This is a genomic window from Aliishimia ponticola (genome assembly GCF_004803475.1).
Lineage (GTDB): Bacteria > Pseudomonadota > Alphaproteobacteria > Rhodobacterales > Rhodobacteraceae > Aliishimia > Aliishimia ponticola.
Map to the genome: position 1 here is coordinate 915,324 of NZ_SRKY01000002.1, position 16,866 is coordinate 932,189.

The following is a 16,866-nucleotide window of genomic DNA, read 5'->3' on the forward strand; positions in this document are numbered from 1 at the left end:
CGCGCCGGAAGGTTAGGTGAGATAAGAACCTAATTGATGCGGGCTGCGCATGGCATTCTTTTCGAAACTCAAGGAACGTTTGTTCAAATCGTCCTCAAAGCTGGACGAGGGGCTGGAGGCGATTGTCGAGGATGGCGGCGTTGTCGACACCGTACCGCCGGAATCCGCCGCGCCGGAACCAGAGGCGCCCGCCCCGGACCCAATTCCCGAAGTGCCCACCCCCGAGGTGCCCGCGCAGCCCGATCCTGCGCCGCAGCCGGAGCCAGAGCCGGAAATCCAGCCGCAGCCCGAACCGATGCCGGAACCTGTTCCGACACCGCAACCTGCGCCGACGGAAATCCCGACAACGCCAGACCCGGTGACGCCAGAACCGGTCCCCGCGCCTGCGCCCGACATTCCCCCGGCGCCGCAGCCAGAGCCAGAGCCGGATATCCCGCCGCAACCGGAGCCTGCCCCGGAACCTATCCCAGCGCCGACACCCGAACCGGTATCGGTTCCTGCACCCCCTTCCGAGGTGCCGCCTGCTGCGCCGGTTGAGGTGCCATCGGAAGCGCCCGCAGAAATGCCCGCGCCATTGCCCATCCCGCCTGCGGAAACGGCGAGCGCCGCAAAACCGGGTCTGCTGGGCCGGCTCTTTGGCCGTAAAGACGCCCCCGCAGTGGTCCGGCGCGAGCTTGATGATGACATGCTCGAACAGCTTGAAGAGCTTCTGATCGCCTCGGATATGGGGGTGGATACCGCCCTGCGCGTGACCGCCAACATGGCCGAAGGGCGTTATGGCAAACGCCTGTCGGTGCAGGAGATCAAGGAATTGCTGGCGACGGAAGTGGCGCGGATCATGGAGCCTGTCGCGCGCCCGCTGCCGCTGTTTCCCAAAAGGCCGCAAGTGGTGCTGGTGGTTGGCGTGAACGGGTCGGGCAAGACGACGACCATCGGCAAGCTTGCCAGCCAGTTCCGCGCGGCGGGCAAGAAAGTGGTGATCGCTGCGGGCGATACATTTCGCGCCGCAGCGGTGGAACAGTTGCAGGTCTGGGGCGAACGCGCCGGTGTGCCAGTCCTGACCGCGCCCGAAGGGTCCGACCCGGCCAGCCTTGCCTTCGACGCGATGGAGCAAGCCACGCGCGACGGGGCCGATCTGCTGATGATCGACACGGCGGGGCGGTTGCAAAACCGCTCTGACCTGATGGAGGAACTGGCCAAGATCGTACGCGTCATCCGCAAGCATGATGAAACGGCACCGCATAACACGCTTCTGGTTCTGGACGCGACAACAGGGCAGAACGCCTTGAACCAAGTGAAGATTTTCCAGGAAGTGTCCGATGTGTCCGGCCTTGTGATGACCAAGCTGGACGGCACGGCCAAGGGCGGTGTTCTGGTGGCGCTGGCCGATAAGTTCGGCCTGCCGATCCATGCCATTGGCGTGGGCGAGCAGATCGACGATCTGGCCCCCTTCGACCCGGAGGAATTCGCGGCCGCGTTGACGGGGCTGGATGGGTGATCACGCGAACTTGAGAGGCGCGCTCTGGGAACCACGGGGCGACTTCCCACGTTGGTCCGTGAACGCAACGCGCCGCGGTTCGGCGCAAGATAAGGACTGATCCATGCCAAATGTACTCACCGCCGCCCAACCCTTTCCGGTCACAGAAGTGGACGATCTGTCGGGCGGAAAGATCACGCTGGGCCGGCCAAAGTCCCATGGCTGGCAGCTTGTCATCGTCTATCGCGGCATCCACTGCCCGATCTGCCGTCAGTACCTGACCGATCTGGAACCGAAGCTGCCCGACTATGCCGATCTGGGCGTCGAGGTCGTTGCGGTCTCTGCCGATACCGAGGCGAAGGCGCGCAAGACGGTGGCCGATCTGGATATCACGGTGCCCATCGGCTTTGGCCTGACGCCGGTTCAAATGGCGGCGATGGGGCTTTATATTTCCGATCCGCGCTCGCCCCAGGAAACCGACCGCCCCTTTGCGGAACCGGGCCTGTTCCTGATCAACCCAGAGGGCAACCTGCATATGGTCGATGTGTCCAACGCGCCGTATCTGCGCCCGGATGTGGTGACGCTGCCCAAGCGTCTGAAATTCGTGTTCGACAATGACTACCCGATCCGGGGGACGCATGAGGCATAAGTACCGCCCGGCGCCGCCGCGCCGCGCATGACGGATTGGATACTTTCTATCGAAGGGACAGAGGCCGGGCATCGCGCGGCCCTGTTCCTTGCGCTTCTCGCCGCCTTTTTGCATGCCGCTTTCGGGGCCTTGCAGAAGGGGCGGCACGATCCGTGGCTGACGCGGGGGGCGGTTGACGGGGCCTATGCCCTGATGGCCGCGCCCTTCGCGCTGTTTGTCGTCCCATGGCCCGAGCCGCATATGTGGGCGATTTTCGCCATCGCTTGGGTGATCCACACGATCTACAAGCTGCTGCAGGCGTGGGCCTATACCAAGGGGGCCTATACGGTCGTCTATCCGGTGGTGCGCGGCACGGGGCCGCTTTTTACCGTGGTCGGTGCCTATCTGCTGTTTTCCGAAACCTTCACACCGACGCAATGGGTCGGGGTGGGGGTGCTGCTGGCCGGGATTTACGGCCTTGCGCTTTATAACCTGCGCTATCTGGAGACCGGGCGCGACACGCTGCATATGGCCCTGGGTCTGGCGGTTGCGACGGGGCTGTTCGTAGCGATGTATACCACGTGGGACGCCTATGGCATCCGCGCCACGGCGGACCCGTTTACCTTCCTTGCGTGGTTCTTTTTGATCGACGGGCTTGTCTTTCCGATGATCGCGGCGCGCCGCTGGCTGCGGATGGCGGATGCGCCGGTTCTTGGCCCGCTCCTGCTGCGCGGCGTCGCGGGCGGCATCATCGCGTTCTTCTCCTTCGGGTCGGTGATGCTGGCGACCCGGCTCGACAAGGTGGGGGAGGCCGCCGTCCTGCGCGAAACCTCGACCGTTTTCGCCGCATTGATCGGCTGGCTTGTCCTGCGCGAGACCGTCGGTCCGCGCCGGATCGCGTTGATGGCATTGATTGCAGTGGGGGCTGTGATAGTGGAAATGGGTGGGTAAAGGATATTCGGTATGTCGCAAGAGCGTAAAATCAATCCTCTGTTGAAGCAGGTTCTCGAACTGGGACCACCGATCGTCTTCTTCCTTGTCTACATGAAGATGCGCGACAACACCTACGCGATGTGGGGCTTTGAATATTCGGGCTTCATCGCGGCCACGCTGATTTTCGTGCCGATCCTGCTTTTGGCGATGGGCACGCTTTGGGCGCTGACCGGCAAGTTGAGCCGGATGCAAATCTTTACCGCGATCATGGTGATCGTCTTCGGCGCGCTGACCGCATGGTTCAATGACGAACGGTTCTTCAAGATGAAGACCACGATCGTCTACGGGCTTTTTGCGCTGCTGCTGGGGGTCGGGCTGCTGCGCCGCGAGTCGTGGCTGGCCTATATCCTGTCGGACATGATCCCGATGACGCAGGAAGGGTGGATGATCCTGACCCGGCGTCTGTGCCTGGGCTTTGCGACGCTTGCCGTGGCGAATGAGATCGTCTGGCGCACCATGTCGACCGATGCGTGGGTCAAGATCGAAACTTTCGGCTTCCCGATTGCCCTGATGGCGTTTCTGTTCTGGCAGATGATGGGGCTGGAAGAGCACGTGATCGAGGAGGATGCCGAAAAATCCGCTGAGGCGGATAGCGACGGCTCCTGATCGCTGCGCTTTGCGCGGATCGCGCGACCTTGCAGCAAGGCGCTGTAAGGCACCCGCACGCAGCGGATGCCTTGGGGCATTGCCCGATCAGAATTCAAAGATCGGGAACAGATCTTCGAAGGAGAAGTCGTCGTTGGACAGGTCCGACACGTCGATCCCGTTGATATTCACCTTGCGACCATCGCCCAGATCCAGAACGACCCGGCCCGCAGAGGGCGATGTGATCGAGAAGTCCGAGATATCGTCAAAGCCATAGCCGATCAGGGAGATGGTATCGGTGCCGTCTTCGAAATCCTGAATCCGGTCGAACTGGTCTTCGCCCATCCAGTAGAAGGAGAAGATATCGGCCCCGCCGCCGCCATAGAAATAGTCGTTGCCGGACCCGCCAACCAATTCATCAAGGCCATTGCCGCCTTCCAGCACGTCGATCCCGTTGCCGCCGTCCAGATAGTCGTTATCCGCGCCGCCTTCGATATCGTCATCGCCGTCGCCGCCGAGCAGAAGGTCCGCACCACGGTTGCCCCGCACGAAGTCATTGCCGTCATTACCTTCGACCGAATCCGCGCCAAGCCCGCCATAGACGTAATCCGACCCGTCGCCGCCAAAGACCATGTCTTGGCCGTCATTGCCGATCACCACGTCGTCACCGGCGCCGCCGTCAAGTTCGTCATCCAGACCTGCGCCGACGAGTTTGTCGTTGCCGTCATTGCCGAAGAGGACGCCCCATGCGTCGTTCTTGAATTTCAGCACATCGTCGCCATCCAGACCGGAGAGCGTGGCGAATTCATCCACGCGCGCGGCGATGAAGTCATTGCCGCTGCCACCGTTGATCTGTTCCACATTGGCGAAAGTGTCACGGCCCGCGCCTTTGACCACGCCGCGCGAGACGTCGATGTTCAGATCCTCTGAAACGAGGACATAGGTCAGCGTGTCAGTGCCGTTGCCGCCGTCAAATTCGGTCGTGCCGGTTCCGCCAAAGAACGTGTCACTGCCGCTGCGGCCTTCAAAGCGCACGTCGTTGTCGCCCGCGATCAGGGAGTCGCTGTTGTCGGTGCCGATGATCTCTTCGATGTTGAACAGAGAATCCGTGGTGCCGAACCCATCTGTCACCAGCTTGGTGTCGAGATTGCCGTTGATCCCGCGATTGCCGCCATAGGATGCGTCCAGATCATAGCGGACGGTGTCAAAACCCTCTTCACCATCGATAAGATCGTCGCCTTGCAGCCCGACGATCACGTCATCGCCGATCCCGGTGTCGATCGAATTGCCGCCGGTATAGGTCAGCGTGTCGATGATGAAATCGTCCTCGGTGAGGAGTGCGCCGAAACTATCGATGGCGAAATCCGTGTCCGGACCGAACGGGTTGCTGGACCGTGGGGTGCGGAAGGTGACGCCAGAGATGAAATCGTACAGGTCTTCGGCATCGGTAAAGCTGGGCAGGGCCGGCCCGTTCAGCACGAAGAACGTATCGCTGTCGCCAATATTGTCGTCATATTGAAATTCGGTCATGACCAGAACGGTCGTCCGGTTACCGCTCCAGACGAAATCGACGATGCTGACTTCGGCGGAATCCATGTCGATGAAATGGTCGGAGTTGAGCGTTTCGGACCCCGGCACGTCGAGATAGGCGCTCATCGGAATGAGCGCGCCCGATACGAGCATCTGGTCGTAATCGAATTCAGGGTTGATCTCGGTGTTGGGCGCTGTGCCGAACGGAAAGTCGTAGCTGACAGGGCCGCTATCGGGGTAGGTGACTTGCAGGACCGATTGCGAAAGGGTGTCGTTTCCGAAATCGTTGTCATAGGTCAGTGTAATGGCGTTTATCGCGTAGGTTGTCATCGTTACTCCCCCGAAATCAAATATTTAGGCAGGTCTACCAACTGCGGGGCAGAACGGGCAATATTCGGGGCCAGATCGTGACAATCTGATGAAAAACTGTGCGGTTTTTATGTCACGTCTTACACGTGACTGACCGGTTGGCTGGCCGCTGTCGCGCCGCCGGGAAAAGACCCGCCGGGCAGCGCCACGATACGGGACCAGCGCGGCGCGGGCGGGGAAGGGGCGATCAGGTGCAATGGCAGTTGCTCTGGCTGCCGCATGGCGCGCGCCCAGACCCGCAGCGCACCGGGGCGCAGATAGCCGGACCAATGGCACACCCGCCGATTGGGCGGGGCGATATGGCTTCCAAGGCGGGCGAGCGCGGTGATGTGTTCGGGGTGGTCGAGTTGCAGCGTGCCGATATTGCGGGACTTGAGCCCGTGGCCCATGGCGCGGTCCCCCCGCTGTGGCGCGGGCACGGACCATTCGAAAAGCCAGTCGAACAGGTCGTTTTCCCGGCTTGTGATATTGACCAGTTCGGCCGTGCGTCCGGCTGGGCTGTCCATCGCGGCAAGTGCCGTGGATCGAAAGCTCGCGCCGGTCAGGCACAAAATCCGCGACACGCTTTGCGCAGGCAGGTGGGGAAGGGCGCAGAAGGCGACCTCCGACCCCATGGAGTGGGTCAATATGTGGATGCGGCGACCGGGGGCGCGGGTGCGCAGCTGGGTGATCAGGGCGGCAAGTTCCTGTCCGGCGGTGGCCGCGCGTTTGTAGGCTTGCCGCAAGTGTCCGCGCGCGTTCCAGCCAAAGGCGATGCCCAGCCCTTCGTCTTCATGACCCAGGCCAAAGCCCAGATGCCGGGGCCATGCCGCCGCGCCGCGGGCGGTATCCGTCGCGAAAATCGATCCGTGCGGGCAGGCGGAGCCGTGTCCGGGACGATATTTGAAGCCATGTATCATGATGATGATCGGGCCGGTTTCGGGCAGCGTTAGGCGCAGGGCGTCTGGCAAGCTCATGCGCGCCCGGTGTGGTTCCAGTCCGCTTGGGCCCGCATTGATCCGAAGGATTGGCATGTCTTCGAGTCCCCTACCAGATTTAGTGGCAATCTGTTCGACGCCGCATAGGAACCGCGCGTGACGTTCCGGTGAAGATGCGGTGACTCTTTGGTAACGCGCGATGGTTTTTCAGCCATTGACGGAGCGTGCGGTGGGGCTTAGGAAACGGGCGTGGCGATTTGTTACCGGATTGCGGGCCACGTTAATCATTCCGCTAAAGAGGTCATCCGACTGGCTTGCCCCATTCGTCTGACCGCGAACGGGGCTTTTTTGTTGGGCCATCGCGCCCGGAAAGGATGACAGTCATGTCTGATTCTTGGAAAAAACGGACGCGCGCCGTCCATGCGGGAACCCGCCGCAGCCAATATGGCGAGGTGAGCGAGGCGATCTTTCTGACGCAGGGCTTTGTGTACGACACGGCCGAGGCGGCAGAGGCCCGGTTTATCGAAACCGGCCCGGATGAGTTCATCTATGGCCGTTACGGCAACCCGACCGTGGCAATGTTCGAAGACCGCATCGCCGCGCTGGAAGGGGCGGAAGATGCGTTCGCCACGGCCTCCGGCATGGCGGCGGTTTCGGGTGCGCTGATGTCGATGCTGAAAAGCGGCGATCACGTTGTTTCGGCGCGGGCGTTGTTCGGGTCGTGCCTATATGTGCTCGAAGATATCCTGACCCGTTACGGCGTCGAAGTCACCTTCGTCGATGGGTGCGATCTGGCCCAGTGGAAAGAGGCGATCCGCCCGGACACGCGCGCGGTCTTCTTCGAATCCGTGTCCAACCCGACGCTAGAGGTGATCGACGTGCCCGCCGTGGCCGAACTGGCGCATCAGGTGGGCGCGACGGTGATCGTGGATAACGTGTTCTCCACCCCCGTATTTTCCAGCGCGATCGAACAGGGTGTCGATGTGGTTGTCTATTCGGCAACCAAGCATATTGACGGGCAGGGCCGGACCTTGGGCGGGGTGATCCTTGGCACCAAGGAGCATATCCGCAAGGTCGTCGAGCCTTACATGAAGCATACCGGCGGTTCGATGTCGCCCTTCACGGCGTGGGTCATGCTCAAAGGGCTGGAGACGATGGAACTGCGGGTGCGTGCGCAGGCGACAAGCGCGCATGTGCTGGCCGAGACCTTGCAAGGTCATCCCAAATTGGCACGGGTGATCTATCCGGGGCTGGCCGATCATGCGCAGCATGACGTGGCGCAGCGGATCATGGCGGGCAAGGGCGGCACGGTTCTGTCGCTTGATATCGCGGGCGGGCAGGCGGCGGCGTTCCGGTTCCTCAATGCGCTGAACGTGGCCGTGATTTCCAACAATCTGGGCGATGCCAAATCCATTGTGACCCATCCGGCGACGACCACCCACCAGCGGCTCAGCGACGATCAACGTGCGGTTCTGGGCATCACGCCCGGATTGGTCCGCATGTCCGTGGGGCTGGAAGATCCCGAAGACCTCGTCGCGGATGTTCTGGGGGCGCTCGACGCGGTCTAACCTGCCGCGCGCCCGTTCTTTTCTTTCAGTCTTGGGGGCAAAACCCGGCGGTGCGCGGCGCTGCCGGGGTGCCTTGCGCCGGCGTTCAGGATTTTATGCGACTTGAGTGATCCAGTGCTGGCCCGTGTGCGTAGAAAAGATAAGTTTGGAAACGCAGACCGCAGTGCTTATCTGTCAGGTTAGAAATGAAAGGGGGGCTACTTCCATGAATATTCATGCGCCCGAATTGACGACAATACCCGAACGCAGCGAGGCTGAAACCGCGCTGGAAACTCTCAGAGAATGGGCCAAAAGGGCCAGCGCCGCCGAAATCGCTGAGCTTGACCCGTCGCTGTCCGCACTATTGCCCGGCCGCAGCACTGCGCCCTATCCGGCCTTGTCGCGCAGCTATCCTGACGATTTCACGGTCGATGAGGCTTACAAGGCCGGGTTGCCGGACCTTCAGAACGGCCCGTCGAGCCTGATCCGCGGGGCCAAGCGCCAAATCCAGCATGTGGGGATTTCCAATTTCCGCCTGCCGATCCGCTATGCCACCCGCGATAACGGCCCGCTGATGCTGGAAACGTCTGTCACGGGGACGGTCAGCCTTGAGGCGGAAAAGAAGGGCATCAACATGTCCCGCATCATGCGCAGCTTTTACAAGCATGCAGAGCGGGAGTTCTCCTTCGATGTGATCGACGCCGCCCTTGACGATTACAAAGCCGATCTGGGCAGCTTCGATGCCCGTATCCAGATGCGGTTCTCCTTTCCGATGAAGGTGGAAAGCCTGCGCTCTGGCCTGTCTGGTTACCAATATTACGACATCGCTCTGGAATTGGTCGAACAGGCCGGGCTGCGCAAGAAGATCGTGCACCTCGACTATGTCTATTCCTCGACCTGCCCCTGTTCGCTGGAGTTGAGCGAGCATGCCCGCGCCACCCGTGGGCAACTAGCGACACCGCATTCGCAGCGCTCGGTCGCACGGATTTCCGTGGTGCTGGAAGAAGACGCGCCGTGCCTGTGGTTCGAAGATCTGATCGACGCGTGCCGCCGGGCGGTGCCGACAGAGACCCAGGCCATGGTCAAACGCGAGGATGAGCAAGCCTTTGCGGAACTCAACGCGGCCAATCCGATCTTTGTAGAGGATGCGGCGCGGCTCTTTTGCGCGCAATTGCTAGCCGATCATCGTGTCGGTGATTTCCGCGTGATCGCGAGCCATCAGGAAAGCCTGCACAGCCATGACGCGGTGTCAGTTTTGACCGAGGGGCCGACCTTCGCCCAGGACAGTCTGGACCCGCGCCTGTTCCAATCGCTGTTCCATATCGGGTGATTTACGCCTGATTTCGCCGGAATTGCTGCGGTGCGGCAATTTTTCCTTCTGCTTTGCAGCGAGACCTGATATGCACGGTTGCAGATCAAGGTTTCGCCGAGAAACAGGAGTTTGAGCGATGTCTGGACTGACCGAAATCATGCTGACGCAGTATAAATCTGGCGCGGTGATGGGCGCGCTTGCAACCAAGATGTTGGAGCAGGGGCTGCGCCAGCAACATGCGATGACGCGGATGATGGTGCAGGCGGTCGAAGGGCAAATTCGACTGACGCAAACCCTGATGGACGTTCCGGTCCGGGTGACGATGGCGGAGACCGCCGTATCCTCGGTAGCGACGCCTGTCGCCAAGCCCGCGGCCAAACCCGCCGCCAAGCCCGTCGCCAAACCCGCCGCCAAGCCAGCGGCGAAGAAAGCCGCTAAACCAGTCGCGAACAAGGCCGCCAAGCCTGCGCCGCGCAAGAGTGCGGCTGCCAAGCCTGCTGCGAAACCGGCGGCTCCGAAGAAGGCGGCGGTCAAGGCCAGCCCGGCGAAACCAGCGGCTGCGAAACCGGTGGCCGCGAAACCGGCTTTGGCCAAAACCGCTGCGAAACCGGTGGCCAAGCCTGCGCCGAAAGTTGAAGCGAAACCTGCGCCGAAAGCCGAAGCCGCGCCGAAACCGGCCGTGAAGGCGGCTGCCAAACCTGCGGCGAAGCCAGCGACCAAAGCGAAGGCTGCACCCAAGCCCGCTGCCAAAGCCGCACCGAAACCTGCTGCAAAGCCTGCCCCCAAGCCGGTCGAAGCCGCAGCCAAGCCAACAGCTAAGCCCACACCAAAAGCCGCGTCAAAACCCGCGCCCGCGACCAAAGCGGAGGTTGCCAAACCGGCAGCGCCCGCGCCGACGCCCGCCGCCGCGGCTGCCCCGAAACCCGCCAGCGGCGCAGACGCGGCCCAGAACGCGCGCAAGCCCCGGTCGCCTTCCATGCCGCCGCAAATGCCGGAACGGCTGAAGTCCGACAGCTGAGCGCTTGACAGTCGCGGCGGGGCAGATCAACCCTGCGCTTCATGGTAGATTTGCGCCCCGTCGGATATGTTATCGGTCTTTTGTTGACCGTTCTTGGGGCAACCATGTTGCTGCCCCTGCTGGTGGATGTGGCCGAAGGGCTGGGGCACTGGCCTGTCTTCATGCAATCCGCCGCGCTGACCATGCTGATCGGCGGCTTTCTGGCACTTAGCTGTGCCAATGGTGTCCGCGAGGGGCTGACGCTTCAGGAAACCTTCCTGCTTGTTACCTCGGTCTGGCTGTTCCTGCCGATTTTCGGCGCGCTGCCTTTCCTGCTGGGTGAGACAGCCTCCGCCCCCGTTGACGCGTTTTTCGAGGCAATGTCGGCGTTGACCACCACCGGATCGACCGTGCTGACTGGAATCGAGCATCTGCCCAAGGGCTTGCTGCTGTGGCGCGGCATCATGCAATGGCTGGGCGGCGTCGGGATCATCGTCTTCGCCATGGTGTTCCTGCCAGAGCTTCGGGTCGGCGGGATGCAGATCTTCCGGTCGGAAGCCTTTGACACGATGGGAAAAATCCTGCCGCGTGCGACGGAAATCGCCTCGCGCATCTCGGTCATCTATGTGTCAATGACGCTGACCTGCATCTTTTGCTACCTCGCCACCGGGCTCAATGCGTTCGACGCGACGGTGCATGCGATGACCACCGTATCGACGGGCGGCATGGCCAATAGCGACGCGTCTTTTTCTGCCTATTCAGTGCCGACGCTGGTCGTGGCCTGCGTCTTTATGGTGCTGTCGGCCTTTCCATTCGTGCGCTTCGTGCAGCTTCTGGGCGGCCATGCGGAGCCGCTGCTGCGTGACAGTCAAATCCGTGTCTTTCTGATGATCCTTGCGGTCGTGGTGGTGTTCCTGTTGCTGGCAACATGGACCAGCACCTATGACTATGACCGGCCGACGGTCATGCAGGCGATCTTCAACGTGATTTCGATCACCACCGGCACCGGCTATGCCAGTGCGGATTACATGCGGTGGGGGCCGCTGGCGGTGATGGTGTTCTTCTTCGTCGGCCTGATCGGTGGCTGCGCGGGGTCGACCTCCTGCTCGATCAAGGTGTTCCGCTACCAGATCCTGTTCGCCTCCATCCGTTCGCAATTGCGCCGCATCCGCACGCCGCATGGCATCTTCACCCCACGGTTCGAAGGCCGCACCGTGGGCGAGGATGTCCTAAGCTCGGTCATGTCGTTCTTCATGTTCTTCGTTCTCACGCTGGGCATCGTCGCCGTGGCGCTGGGGCTGACGGGGCTGGATTTCATCACCTCTGTCTCCGGGGCGGCGACGGCGGTGGCCAATGTCGGCCCCGGACTCGGACAGGAAATCGGCCCTGCGGGCAATTTCGCCGGGCTGAATGACACCGCGAAGTGGATTCTCTGCTTTGCGATGCTGATCGGACGGTTGGAGCTTTTGGCCGTCTACGTCATCTTTACGGTACAATTCTGGAGAGCCTGATGAACCGCCCACTTGGCGCACAGATTTCCCACATGCTCAAAGCGCGTGGGGTCAGCCACATCTTCGGTATTCCGGGGGTGCATAATCAGGAAATGTATCGCGGCATTGAAGAGGCCGGGCTGGTGCATGTTCTGGCGCGTCACGAACAAGGCGCGGGATTCATGGCCGATGGCTATGCGCGGGCCACGGGCAAGCCGGGGGTGGCCTATGTGATCACCGGGCCGGGCCTGTGCAACATCATGACACCGATGGGGCAAGCCTATAGCGACAGCGTGCCGGTTCTGGTGATTTCATCCTGCTTGCCGGATGTAACGGGCATTCGCGGGCAGTTGCACCAGATGAAGGATCAACGCATCGCGGGGGCAGCGGTCTGCGATTGGTCGGAAGAAGCGCGGGACGCGGCCACGGCCTATGCGTTGGTGGATCGCGCGCTGATGGAGTTTGGAACAGGGCGCCAGCGGCCCAAGCATATTCAGGTGACAATCCCCGCGCTGGAAGGGTTGGCCGACGCCGCGCGCGCACCTGCGCGCGATGGGCAGCGTCCGGTCGCCGCGCAGATTTCGGCGGATCAGGTGGCGTCGGTGGCAGAGGCTCTGGCACAGGCGCGCCGACCGCTATTCCTTTTGGGCGGTGGTCTGGCGCGTGGCATGGCGCAGGCCGATCTGGGCCATGTGTTGCAAAGGTTCGGGGCGGCGGCGCTGACCTCATATGCCGGGCGCGGTCTGGTGGCACCCGATTATCCCCTGTCGTTGGGCGCGGGTTTGGCCCGGCCCGGCAGTGCCGAGGTTCTGGCGCAAAGCGATTGCGTGGTGGTGATCGGTTGCGATCTGGCCCAGGTCGATCTGTGGCGGGACGATGCCGGCACGCCGCCGGGCAAGACCATCCACGTCAATATCGACCCGGAGGTTTTGGCCCGCGCGCATCCTGCCGACACGCGGTTCCTGTGCGATGGGGCCGATTTCCTTGCCATGCTCGGGGCAGGGGGTACAGGCGCTCATCGTTCTGAATGGACGGCGGATGACGTCGCCGCGATCCGTGGCCGCTGGCGCGCGGAAGTAGAGGCCGAGCGCCCCGGCATTCTGCCCGTGGTCGATGCGCTCCGCGATTGCCTGCCCGGCGGCACGATGATCTATTCCGACATGACCCAATTCGCCTATGCCGCGAAGGAGGTCTGGGACATGGACCGCCCCGGCCATTGGCACCACCCGACGGGGTTCGGCACGCTTGGCTATGCGACACCGGCGGCGATCGGCGGGGCGGTGGCGCGGCCGGGGAAGCCGACCATGGCGATCATCGGGGATTATGGCTTTCAGTACACCGTTCAGGAACTGGCGACGGCGGTCGAACTGGAACTGAGCCTGCCGATCTTTCTGTGGGACAATGGCAAGCTGGGCGAGATCGAAGACAGCATGGTTGGCGCGCAAATCGCGCCGAACGCGGTGCATCAGCGCAACCCGGATTTCGTCAAGCTGGCCGAAGCATATGGCGCGCGCTCTGCCGCGCCGCAGACATTGGACGCCATGCAAGAGGCCGTGCGCGCAGCGTTCGACGCGCCCGTGCCCACCTTGATCCGGGTCACGCCGGGGATCGCGGAATAGGCGCAGCCCCGTCGGCAAGCAATCTGCGGCGCTGGGCGCTTAGTCTTCCCAGCAGCTGACCAGAACGGTCATGTCGCGGGCTTGCGCTGTGATGTCCTCGGGGGCCATGACGCGGCCTGCATCGCCCGTCTGCGAGGCGATGCCGCTTTGGCTCAGCAGGGATTGCACAACCCTGGCATCGGCGGCGAATTGTACATCGGCGGGCAGCTGGCGATCCGATCCCGCGCGCGGCAGCAGAACGCCCAGAACGCCGCCTGTCTCGTCAAAGACCGGGCCGCCGACATCGCCCTCGAAACTATCGAGAGCAAGGCGCGTCAGGTCTTCTTCGCCGCGCAGGCCGCGCAGGTCGGACAATTGCCCAAAGGTCAGTGTCGCCACTTCCAGCACCCCTCCATAGGAAAAGCCGGAAACCGCAACATCGGAATTCAGCCGCGGCGCCGTGCCGGAGAACCGGGCCACCGCGCGCGGGGCAAGGGCCGTGGTCGGCGTCAGCACGGTGATGCCAGTGGCGTCATCCTGCGCGGCGATACTGGCCTCTGTCTCTTCGTCGATCGTGATGCGGGCGCAGCCTGCCACGGCCTCTGTCGCGGTGACGACGGTGCCATTGGTATTCACGAAAAAGCCCGAGCGGGTCAGTTTCGGTTTGCGGATCTTCAGGCCAGACACGAGGTCGACGGCTTGCTGTGCGCTGTCGCTCCAGCTTGGGTCGAGAACCCCACTCAGCCGGGTGAAGCTGCTGCGCATTTCGTCCAGCATCCGGGTGCGGCGTTCTTCGTCACCGGTGGGCCAGACAAGGGTGAAGCCCTTGATCTCGCCGTTTTGCAGGCGGGCCTCGGTATAGCTGATCATCTTCGCGTTCTGCCCGACCAGCGTGAAGCTGTCGCGCCCGCGTTCGCGGTCGCCCTCCAGCGGGACGATCTCAAGTGTCTGCATGATGTCGTACAGACCGTAAAGCGTGTTGCGGTCCCCGGCCTGCGAGATCAGCAGCACCTGCGCAGGAATGTCGCCGGTCGCGTCATATTGCGAGAACGGGTAATCGTGGCGGCTGAAGGCGACGACCTCGGTCGGGATTTTCATCTCAATGCCCGCAGCATCGTCGCGCACCACTTGCAGGCCAAGGCCGTCCAGCACCGCGTTATATTGGCGGAACAGCTCCTGGCGTTGCAGCGTCGTCAGAATGCCAGTCACTTCAAAGCCGTTCGCCTCTTGCCACGCAGCCATGGAGTTGCGCGTGCCGCGCCCGAACAGGCCATCGACGGTCGAGTTATAGAACCCTGCCGATTTCAGCGCGACTTGCAACGCGCGGCGCGCGTCCCGGTCCAGCGCCTGTTCGGCGCGGCGCGCCTCTGCCGGGGTTTCGTCGGCGGGCTGCGGGGTCGGTTCTGGTTCAGCGGTTGCGGTGTCGGTGGTCGCGGTTTCCGGCGTCGCGGGGGTGGGGGCCGCTGTCTCCGGCAGGTCGGCCAGCGTTCCGTTGTTCAGGATATCCGCACCGGCGGGATAGAATTGCTGCCGAAAATCGGAGGACAGCGCGATATAGCTGTCGCGCGGGATCTCGCCTTCGCTGCGGTAGACGCGCAGCACCTGTTCGGCGTCGATCCGGCGATAGGGGCCAAGCGCTATCCCGTACCAGCCGCCGCCCAAGGCGAACCCGTTGACGTCCTCAAGCCGCGTGCCAAAGGCCTGTGCCCGCTCTTGCGCGGTGGCCAGCGACGGATGCGCCTCGATCTGGACCCAGACGACGTCATTGGCCGATTGCGCCACAGCGGACAGCGTCCAGGACACCAGAAAAGTCAGGGTTGCGATCAGCAGCCACGGTTTACGCATGTTGGGTAACGCCTTTGGAAACTTCATGTTTTTTCTGGCGCACAGATAAGCAGGTTTCCGCCGTGTTTTCCATGGGGGAAAACCTGTCCTCTCGCTGGTGTGACGCAATTGACCCTGCGCGCGGCAGGGCCTAGGTAGGGCGCGCAAAAAGACGGGAAATACCGCCATGTCCGAGACTTCTCCCAAGTCCTTTCAGGAAATCATCCTGCGCCTTCAGACCTACTGGGCTGCCAAAGGTTGCGCGGTGTTGCAGCCATACGACATGGAGGTCGGCGCGGGCACCTTCCATCCGGCCACCACGTTGCGCAGCCTTGGCTCGCGCCCTTGGGCGGCGGCCTATGTGCAGCCCTCGCGGCGTCCCACCGATGGGCGCTACGGCGAGAACCCCAACCGGTTGCAGCACTATTACCAGTACCAGGTTCTGATCAAACCCAGCCCGCCGAACCTGCAAGAGCTGTATCTTGGCAGCCTTGAGGCGATCGGCATCGATATGGAGATGCATGACATCCGCTTTGTCGAGGATGACTGGGAAAGCCCGACGCTGGGTGCGTGGGGGCTGGGCTGGGAGGTCTGGTGCGACGGGATGGAAGTCAGCCAGTTCACCTATTTCCAACAGGTCGGCGGGCATGATTGCCACCCGGTCTCGGGCGAGCTGACTTACGGGTTGGAACGTCTGGCCATGTATGTGCTGGGCATCGATCACGTGATGGACATGCCGTTCAATGATCCGCAAACGCCGATCCCGCTGAAATATGGCGACATCTTCTTCCAGACAGAGCAGGAATATGCGCGCTGGAACTTCGATACCGCGAATACAGAGGTGCTGTTGCGCCACTTCGAAGAGGCGGAGGCGGAGTGCCGGACCATCCTCGATCAAGAGGCGGTGGACCCCAAGACGGGCAAACGCATCATCATGGCGCATCCGGCCTATGATCAGTGCATCAAGGCGTCCCACATCTTTAACCTGCTGGACGCGCGCGGCGTGATCTCCGTCACCGAGCGGCAGTCCTATATCGGGCGGGTGCGGACGTTGGCCAAGCTGTGCGCCGACGCCTTCGTGCAGACCGAAGCGGGCGGCTGGACCGCGCAAGAGGCGGGCGCATGATCTCTATCGGGTTCCGTGGTTTCACCAGATGGGAAACCCAGCTTGGCCATGCGGCGGGCGGACCTGCGACGTCGCGGCCCTGTGTCGTGGCCGAAGCGCTGTCCGATCTGTGGGATGGCCACCCGCATGAGGAAATGGACGCGATCTTAAACATGAACGAAATCGCGGCAGAGGTCGTGGTCTATGGCGAAGACCTTCAGGTCGATGAACCAAAGGGCACCGCGATCCTCTATTGGGACTATTTCGACCGGCTCAAGAAAGTCGTGGGCTTCGCACCTGCGAATGAGCCGTTCATGGCACATCTGCGCGAGGCCGATCACCGCAACTGGACGCTGCGGCTTGGGTTCGACCGCGATTGGGAAAGCCTGATCAAGGGCGACGCGGATAATTTCGAGGACGGGCGCGGCCATCCGGCGCGGATCGTGCGCGGTGCCAGCGTGTTGATGGTTCAGGGCGAGGGTGAGCAATAGGTC

General features: G+C 62.4%; 14 protein-coding genes and 1 riboswitch. Of the genes, 11 read left to right on the top strand and 3 right to left on the bottom strand.

The window, feature by feature from the left end:
* Positions 1 to 49: 49 nt before the first annotated feature.
* The 4 genes from ftsY (at position 50) to E4Z66_RS10800 (ending at position 3,704) form a co-directional block, all read left to right on the top strand.
* A complete protein-coding gene (gene ftsY / locus E4Z66_RS10785; RefSeq protein ID WP_136462984.1) occupies positions 50 to 1,498 on the top strand; it encodes a signal recognition particle-docking protein FtsY in 1,449 nt (482 codons plus the stop codon).
* A gap of 103 nt (positions 1,499 to 1,601) precedes the next feature.
* On the top strand, positions 1,602 to 2,126 hold the full coding sequence (locus tag E4Z66_RS10790; protein ID WP_136462985.1) for a peroxiredoxin-like family protein: 525 nt from the start codon (positions 1,602 to 1,604) through the stop codon (positions 2,124 to 2,126).
* A 27-nt stretch (positions 2,127 to 2,153) separates the two neighbouring features.
* Complete coding sequence (locus E4Z66_RS10795) at positions 2,154 to 3,056, top strand: DMT family transporter (RefSeq protein WP_136462986.1); 903 nt, start codon at positions 2,154 to 2,156, stop codon at positions 3,054 to 3,056.
* A gap of 12 nt (positions 3,057 to 3,068) precedes the next feature.
* Positions 3,069 to 3,704 carry an inner membrane-spanning protein YciB gene (locus E4Z66_RS10800; RefSeq protein ID WP_136462987.1) on the top strand — a complete coding sequence of 212 codons (636 nt, stop codon included), beginning with the start codon at positions 3,069 to 3,071 and terminating at the stop codon, positions 3,702 to 3,704.
* An 87-nt stretch (positions 3,705 to 3,791) separates the two neighbouring features.
* Here E4Z66_RS10800 and E4Z66_RS10805 read toward each other — a convergent pair whose 3' ends face one another.
* Together E4Z66_RS10805 and E4Z66_RS10810 are read right to left on the bottom strand one after the other, a co-directional pair.
* Positions 3,792 to 5,543 (bottom strand): calcium-binding protein, encoded by a 1,752-nt coding sequence (locus tag E4Z66_RS10805; protein ID WP_136462988.1) that lies wholly within the window; start codon positions 5,541 to 5,543, stop codon positions 3,792 to 3,794.
* A gap of 119 nt (positions 5,544 to 5,662) precedes the next feature.
* Positions 5,663 to 6,538 (bottom strand): alpha/beta hydrolase, encoded by an 876-nt coding sequence (locus E4Z66_RS10810; RefSeq protein ID WP_168797777.1) that lies wholly within the window; start codon positions 6,536 to 6,538, stop codon positions 5,663 to 5,665.
* A gap of 200 nt (positions 6,539 to 6,738) precedes the next feature.
* Positions 6,739 to 6,816, top strand: a riboswitch (SAM riboswitch).
* Between the two features lie 66 nt (positions 6,817 to 6,882).
* Here E4Z66_RS10810 and metZ point away from each other — a divergent pair.
* From metZ to E4Z66_RS10835, 5 genes are all read left to right on the top strand, one after another.
* The gene (metZ, locus tag E4Z66_RS10815) at positions 6,883 to 8,067 is read left to right on the top strand and encodes an O-succinylhomoserine sulfhydrylase (protein WP_136462990.1); all 1,185 of its coding nucleotides are present in this window, start codon (positions 6,883 to 6,885) and stop codon (positions 8,065 to 8,067) included.
* Positions 8,068 to 8,272: 205 nt separating this feature from the next.
* Entirely contained in the window at positions 8,273 to 9,376 is a 1,104-nt protein-coding gene (folE2, locus tag E4Z66_RS10820) for a GTP cyclohydrolase FolE2 (protein ID WP_136462991.1), read from the top strand.
* A gap of 118 nt (positions 9,377 to 9,494) precedes the next feature.
* A complete protein-coding gene (locus E4Z66_RS19760; protein WP_211097139.1) occupies positions 9,495 to 10,376 on the top strand; it encodes a hypothetical protein in 882 nt (293 codons plus the stop codon).
* 41 nt (positions 10,377 to 10,417) lie between these two features.
* Positions 10,418 to 11,866 (top strand): TrkH family potassium uptake protein, encoded by a 1,449-nt coding sequence (locus E4Z66_RS10830; RefSeq protein ID WP_136462992.1) that lies wholly within the window; start codon positions 10,418 to 10,420, stop codon positions 11,864 to 11,866.
* Positions 11,866 to 13,464: a thiamine pyrophosphate-binding protein gene (locus E4Z66_RS10835; protein WP_136462993.1), complete on the top strand. Its 1,599-nt coding sequence runs from the start codon at positions 11,866 to 11,868 to the stop codon at positions 13,462 to 13,464. The genes E4Z66_RS10830 and E4Z66_RS10835 overlap by 1 nt, the downstream gene beginning before the upstream one ends.
* 39 nt (positions 13,465 to 13,503) lie before the next feature.
* Here the strand turns inward: E4Z66_RS10835 and E4Z66_RS10840 are convergent, their stop codons facing one another.
* On the bottom strand, positions 13,504 to 15,288 hold the full coding sequence (locus tag E4Z66_RS10840; RefSeq protein ID WP_136462994.1) for a serine protease: 1,785 nt from the start codon (positions 15,286 to 15,288) through the stop codon (positions 13,504 to 13,506).
* 166 nt (positions 15,289 to 15,454) lie between these two features.
* On the opposite strand from E4Z66_RS10840, the gene E4Z66_RS10845 reads away from it, so the two are divergent.
* Both E4Z66_RS10845 and E4Z66_RS10850 read left to right on the top strand, forming a co-directional pair.
* Complete coding sequence (locus E4Z66_RS10845; RefSeq protein WP_136462995.1) at positions 15,455 to 16,393, top strand: glycine--tRNA ligase subunit alpha; 939 nt, start codon at positions 15,455 to 15,457, stop codon at positions 16,391 to 16,393.
* Positions 16,390 to 16,863, top strand: a complete 474-nt coding sequence (locus E4Z66_RS10850; protein ID WP_136462996.1) for a hypothetical protein — start codon at positions 16,390 to 16,392, stop codon at positions 16,861 to 16,863. Before E4Z66_RS10845 ends, E4Z66_RS10850 begins: the two co-directional genes overlap by 4 nt.
* Positions 16,864 to 16,866: the final 3 nt, after the last annotated feature.

What these genes read in the sequence shown, in the direction of transcription:
- E4Z66_RS10800 (WP_136462987.1), top strand. Translation starts at nt 3,069, where the DNA reads ATGTCGCAAGAGCGTAAAATCAATCCTCTGTTGAAGCAGGTTCTCGAA.
- E4Z66_RS10835 (WP_136462993.1), top strand. Translation starts at nt 11,866, where the DNA reads ATGAACCGCCCACTTGGCGCACAGATTTCCCACATGCTCAAAGCGCGT.
- ftsY (WP_136462984.1), top strand. Translation starts at nt 50, where the DNA reads ATGGCATTCTTTTCGAAACTCAAGGAACGTTTGTTCAAATCGTCCTCA.
- E4Z66_RS19760 (WP_211097139.1), top strand. Translation starts at nt 9,495, where the DNA reads ATGTCTGGACTGACCGAAATCATGCTGACGCAGTATAAATCTGGCGCG.
- folE2 (WP_136462991.1), top strand. Translation starts at nt 8,273, where the DNA reads ATGAATATTCATGCGCCCGAATTGACGACAATACCCGAACGCAGCGAG.
- E4Z66_RS10845 (WP_136462995.1), top strand. Translation starts at nt 15,455, where the DNA reads ATGTCCGAGACTTCTCCCAAGTCCTTTCAGGAAATCATCCTGCGCCTT.
- E4Z66_RS10850 (WP_136462996.1), top strand. Translation starts at nt 16,390, where the DNA reads ATGATCTCTATCGGGTTCCGTGGTTTCACCAGATGGGAAACCCAGCTT.
- metZ (WP_136462990.1), top strand. Translation starts at nt 6,883, where the DNA reads ATGTCTGATTCTTGGAAAAAACGGACGCGCGCCGTCCATGCGGGAACC.
- E4Z66_RS10830 (WP_136462992.1), top strand. Translation starts at nt 10,418, where the DNA reads ATGGTAGATTTGCGCCCCGTCGGATATGTTATCGGTCTTTTGTTGACC.
- E4Z66_RS10790 (WP_136462985.1), top strand. Translation starts at nt 1,602, where the DNA reads ATGCCAAATGTACTCACCGCCGCCCAACCCTTTCCGGTCACAGAAGTG.
- E4Z66_RS10795 (WP_136462986.1), top strand. Translation starts at nt 2,154, where the DNA reads ATGACGGATTGGATACTTTCTATCGAAGGGACAGAGGCCGGGCATCGC.
- E4Z66_RS10805 (WP_136462988.1), bottom strand. Translation starts at nt 5,543, where the DNA reads ATGACAACCTACGCGATAAACGCCATTACACTGACCTATGACAACGAT.
- E4Z66_RS10810 (WP_168797777.1), bottom strand. Translation starts at nt 6,538, where the DNA reads ATGAGCTTGCCAGACGCCCTGCGCCTAACGCTGCCCGAAACCGGCCCG.
- E4Z66_RS10840 (WP_136462994.1), bottom strand. Translation starts at nt 15,288, where the DNA reads ATGCGTAAACCGTGGCTGCTGATCGCAACCCTGACTTTTCTGGTGTCC.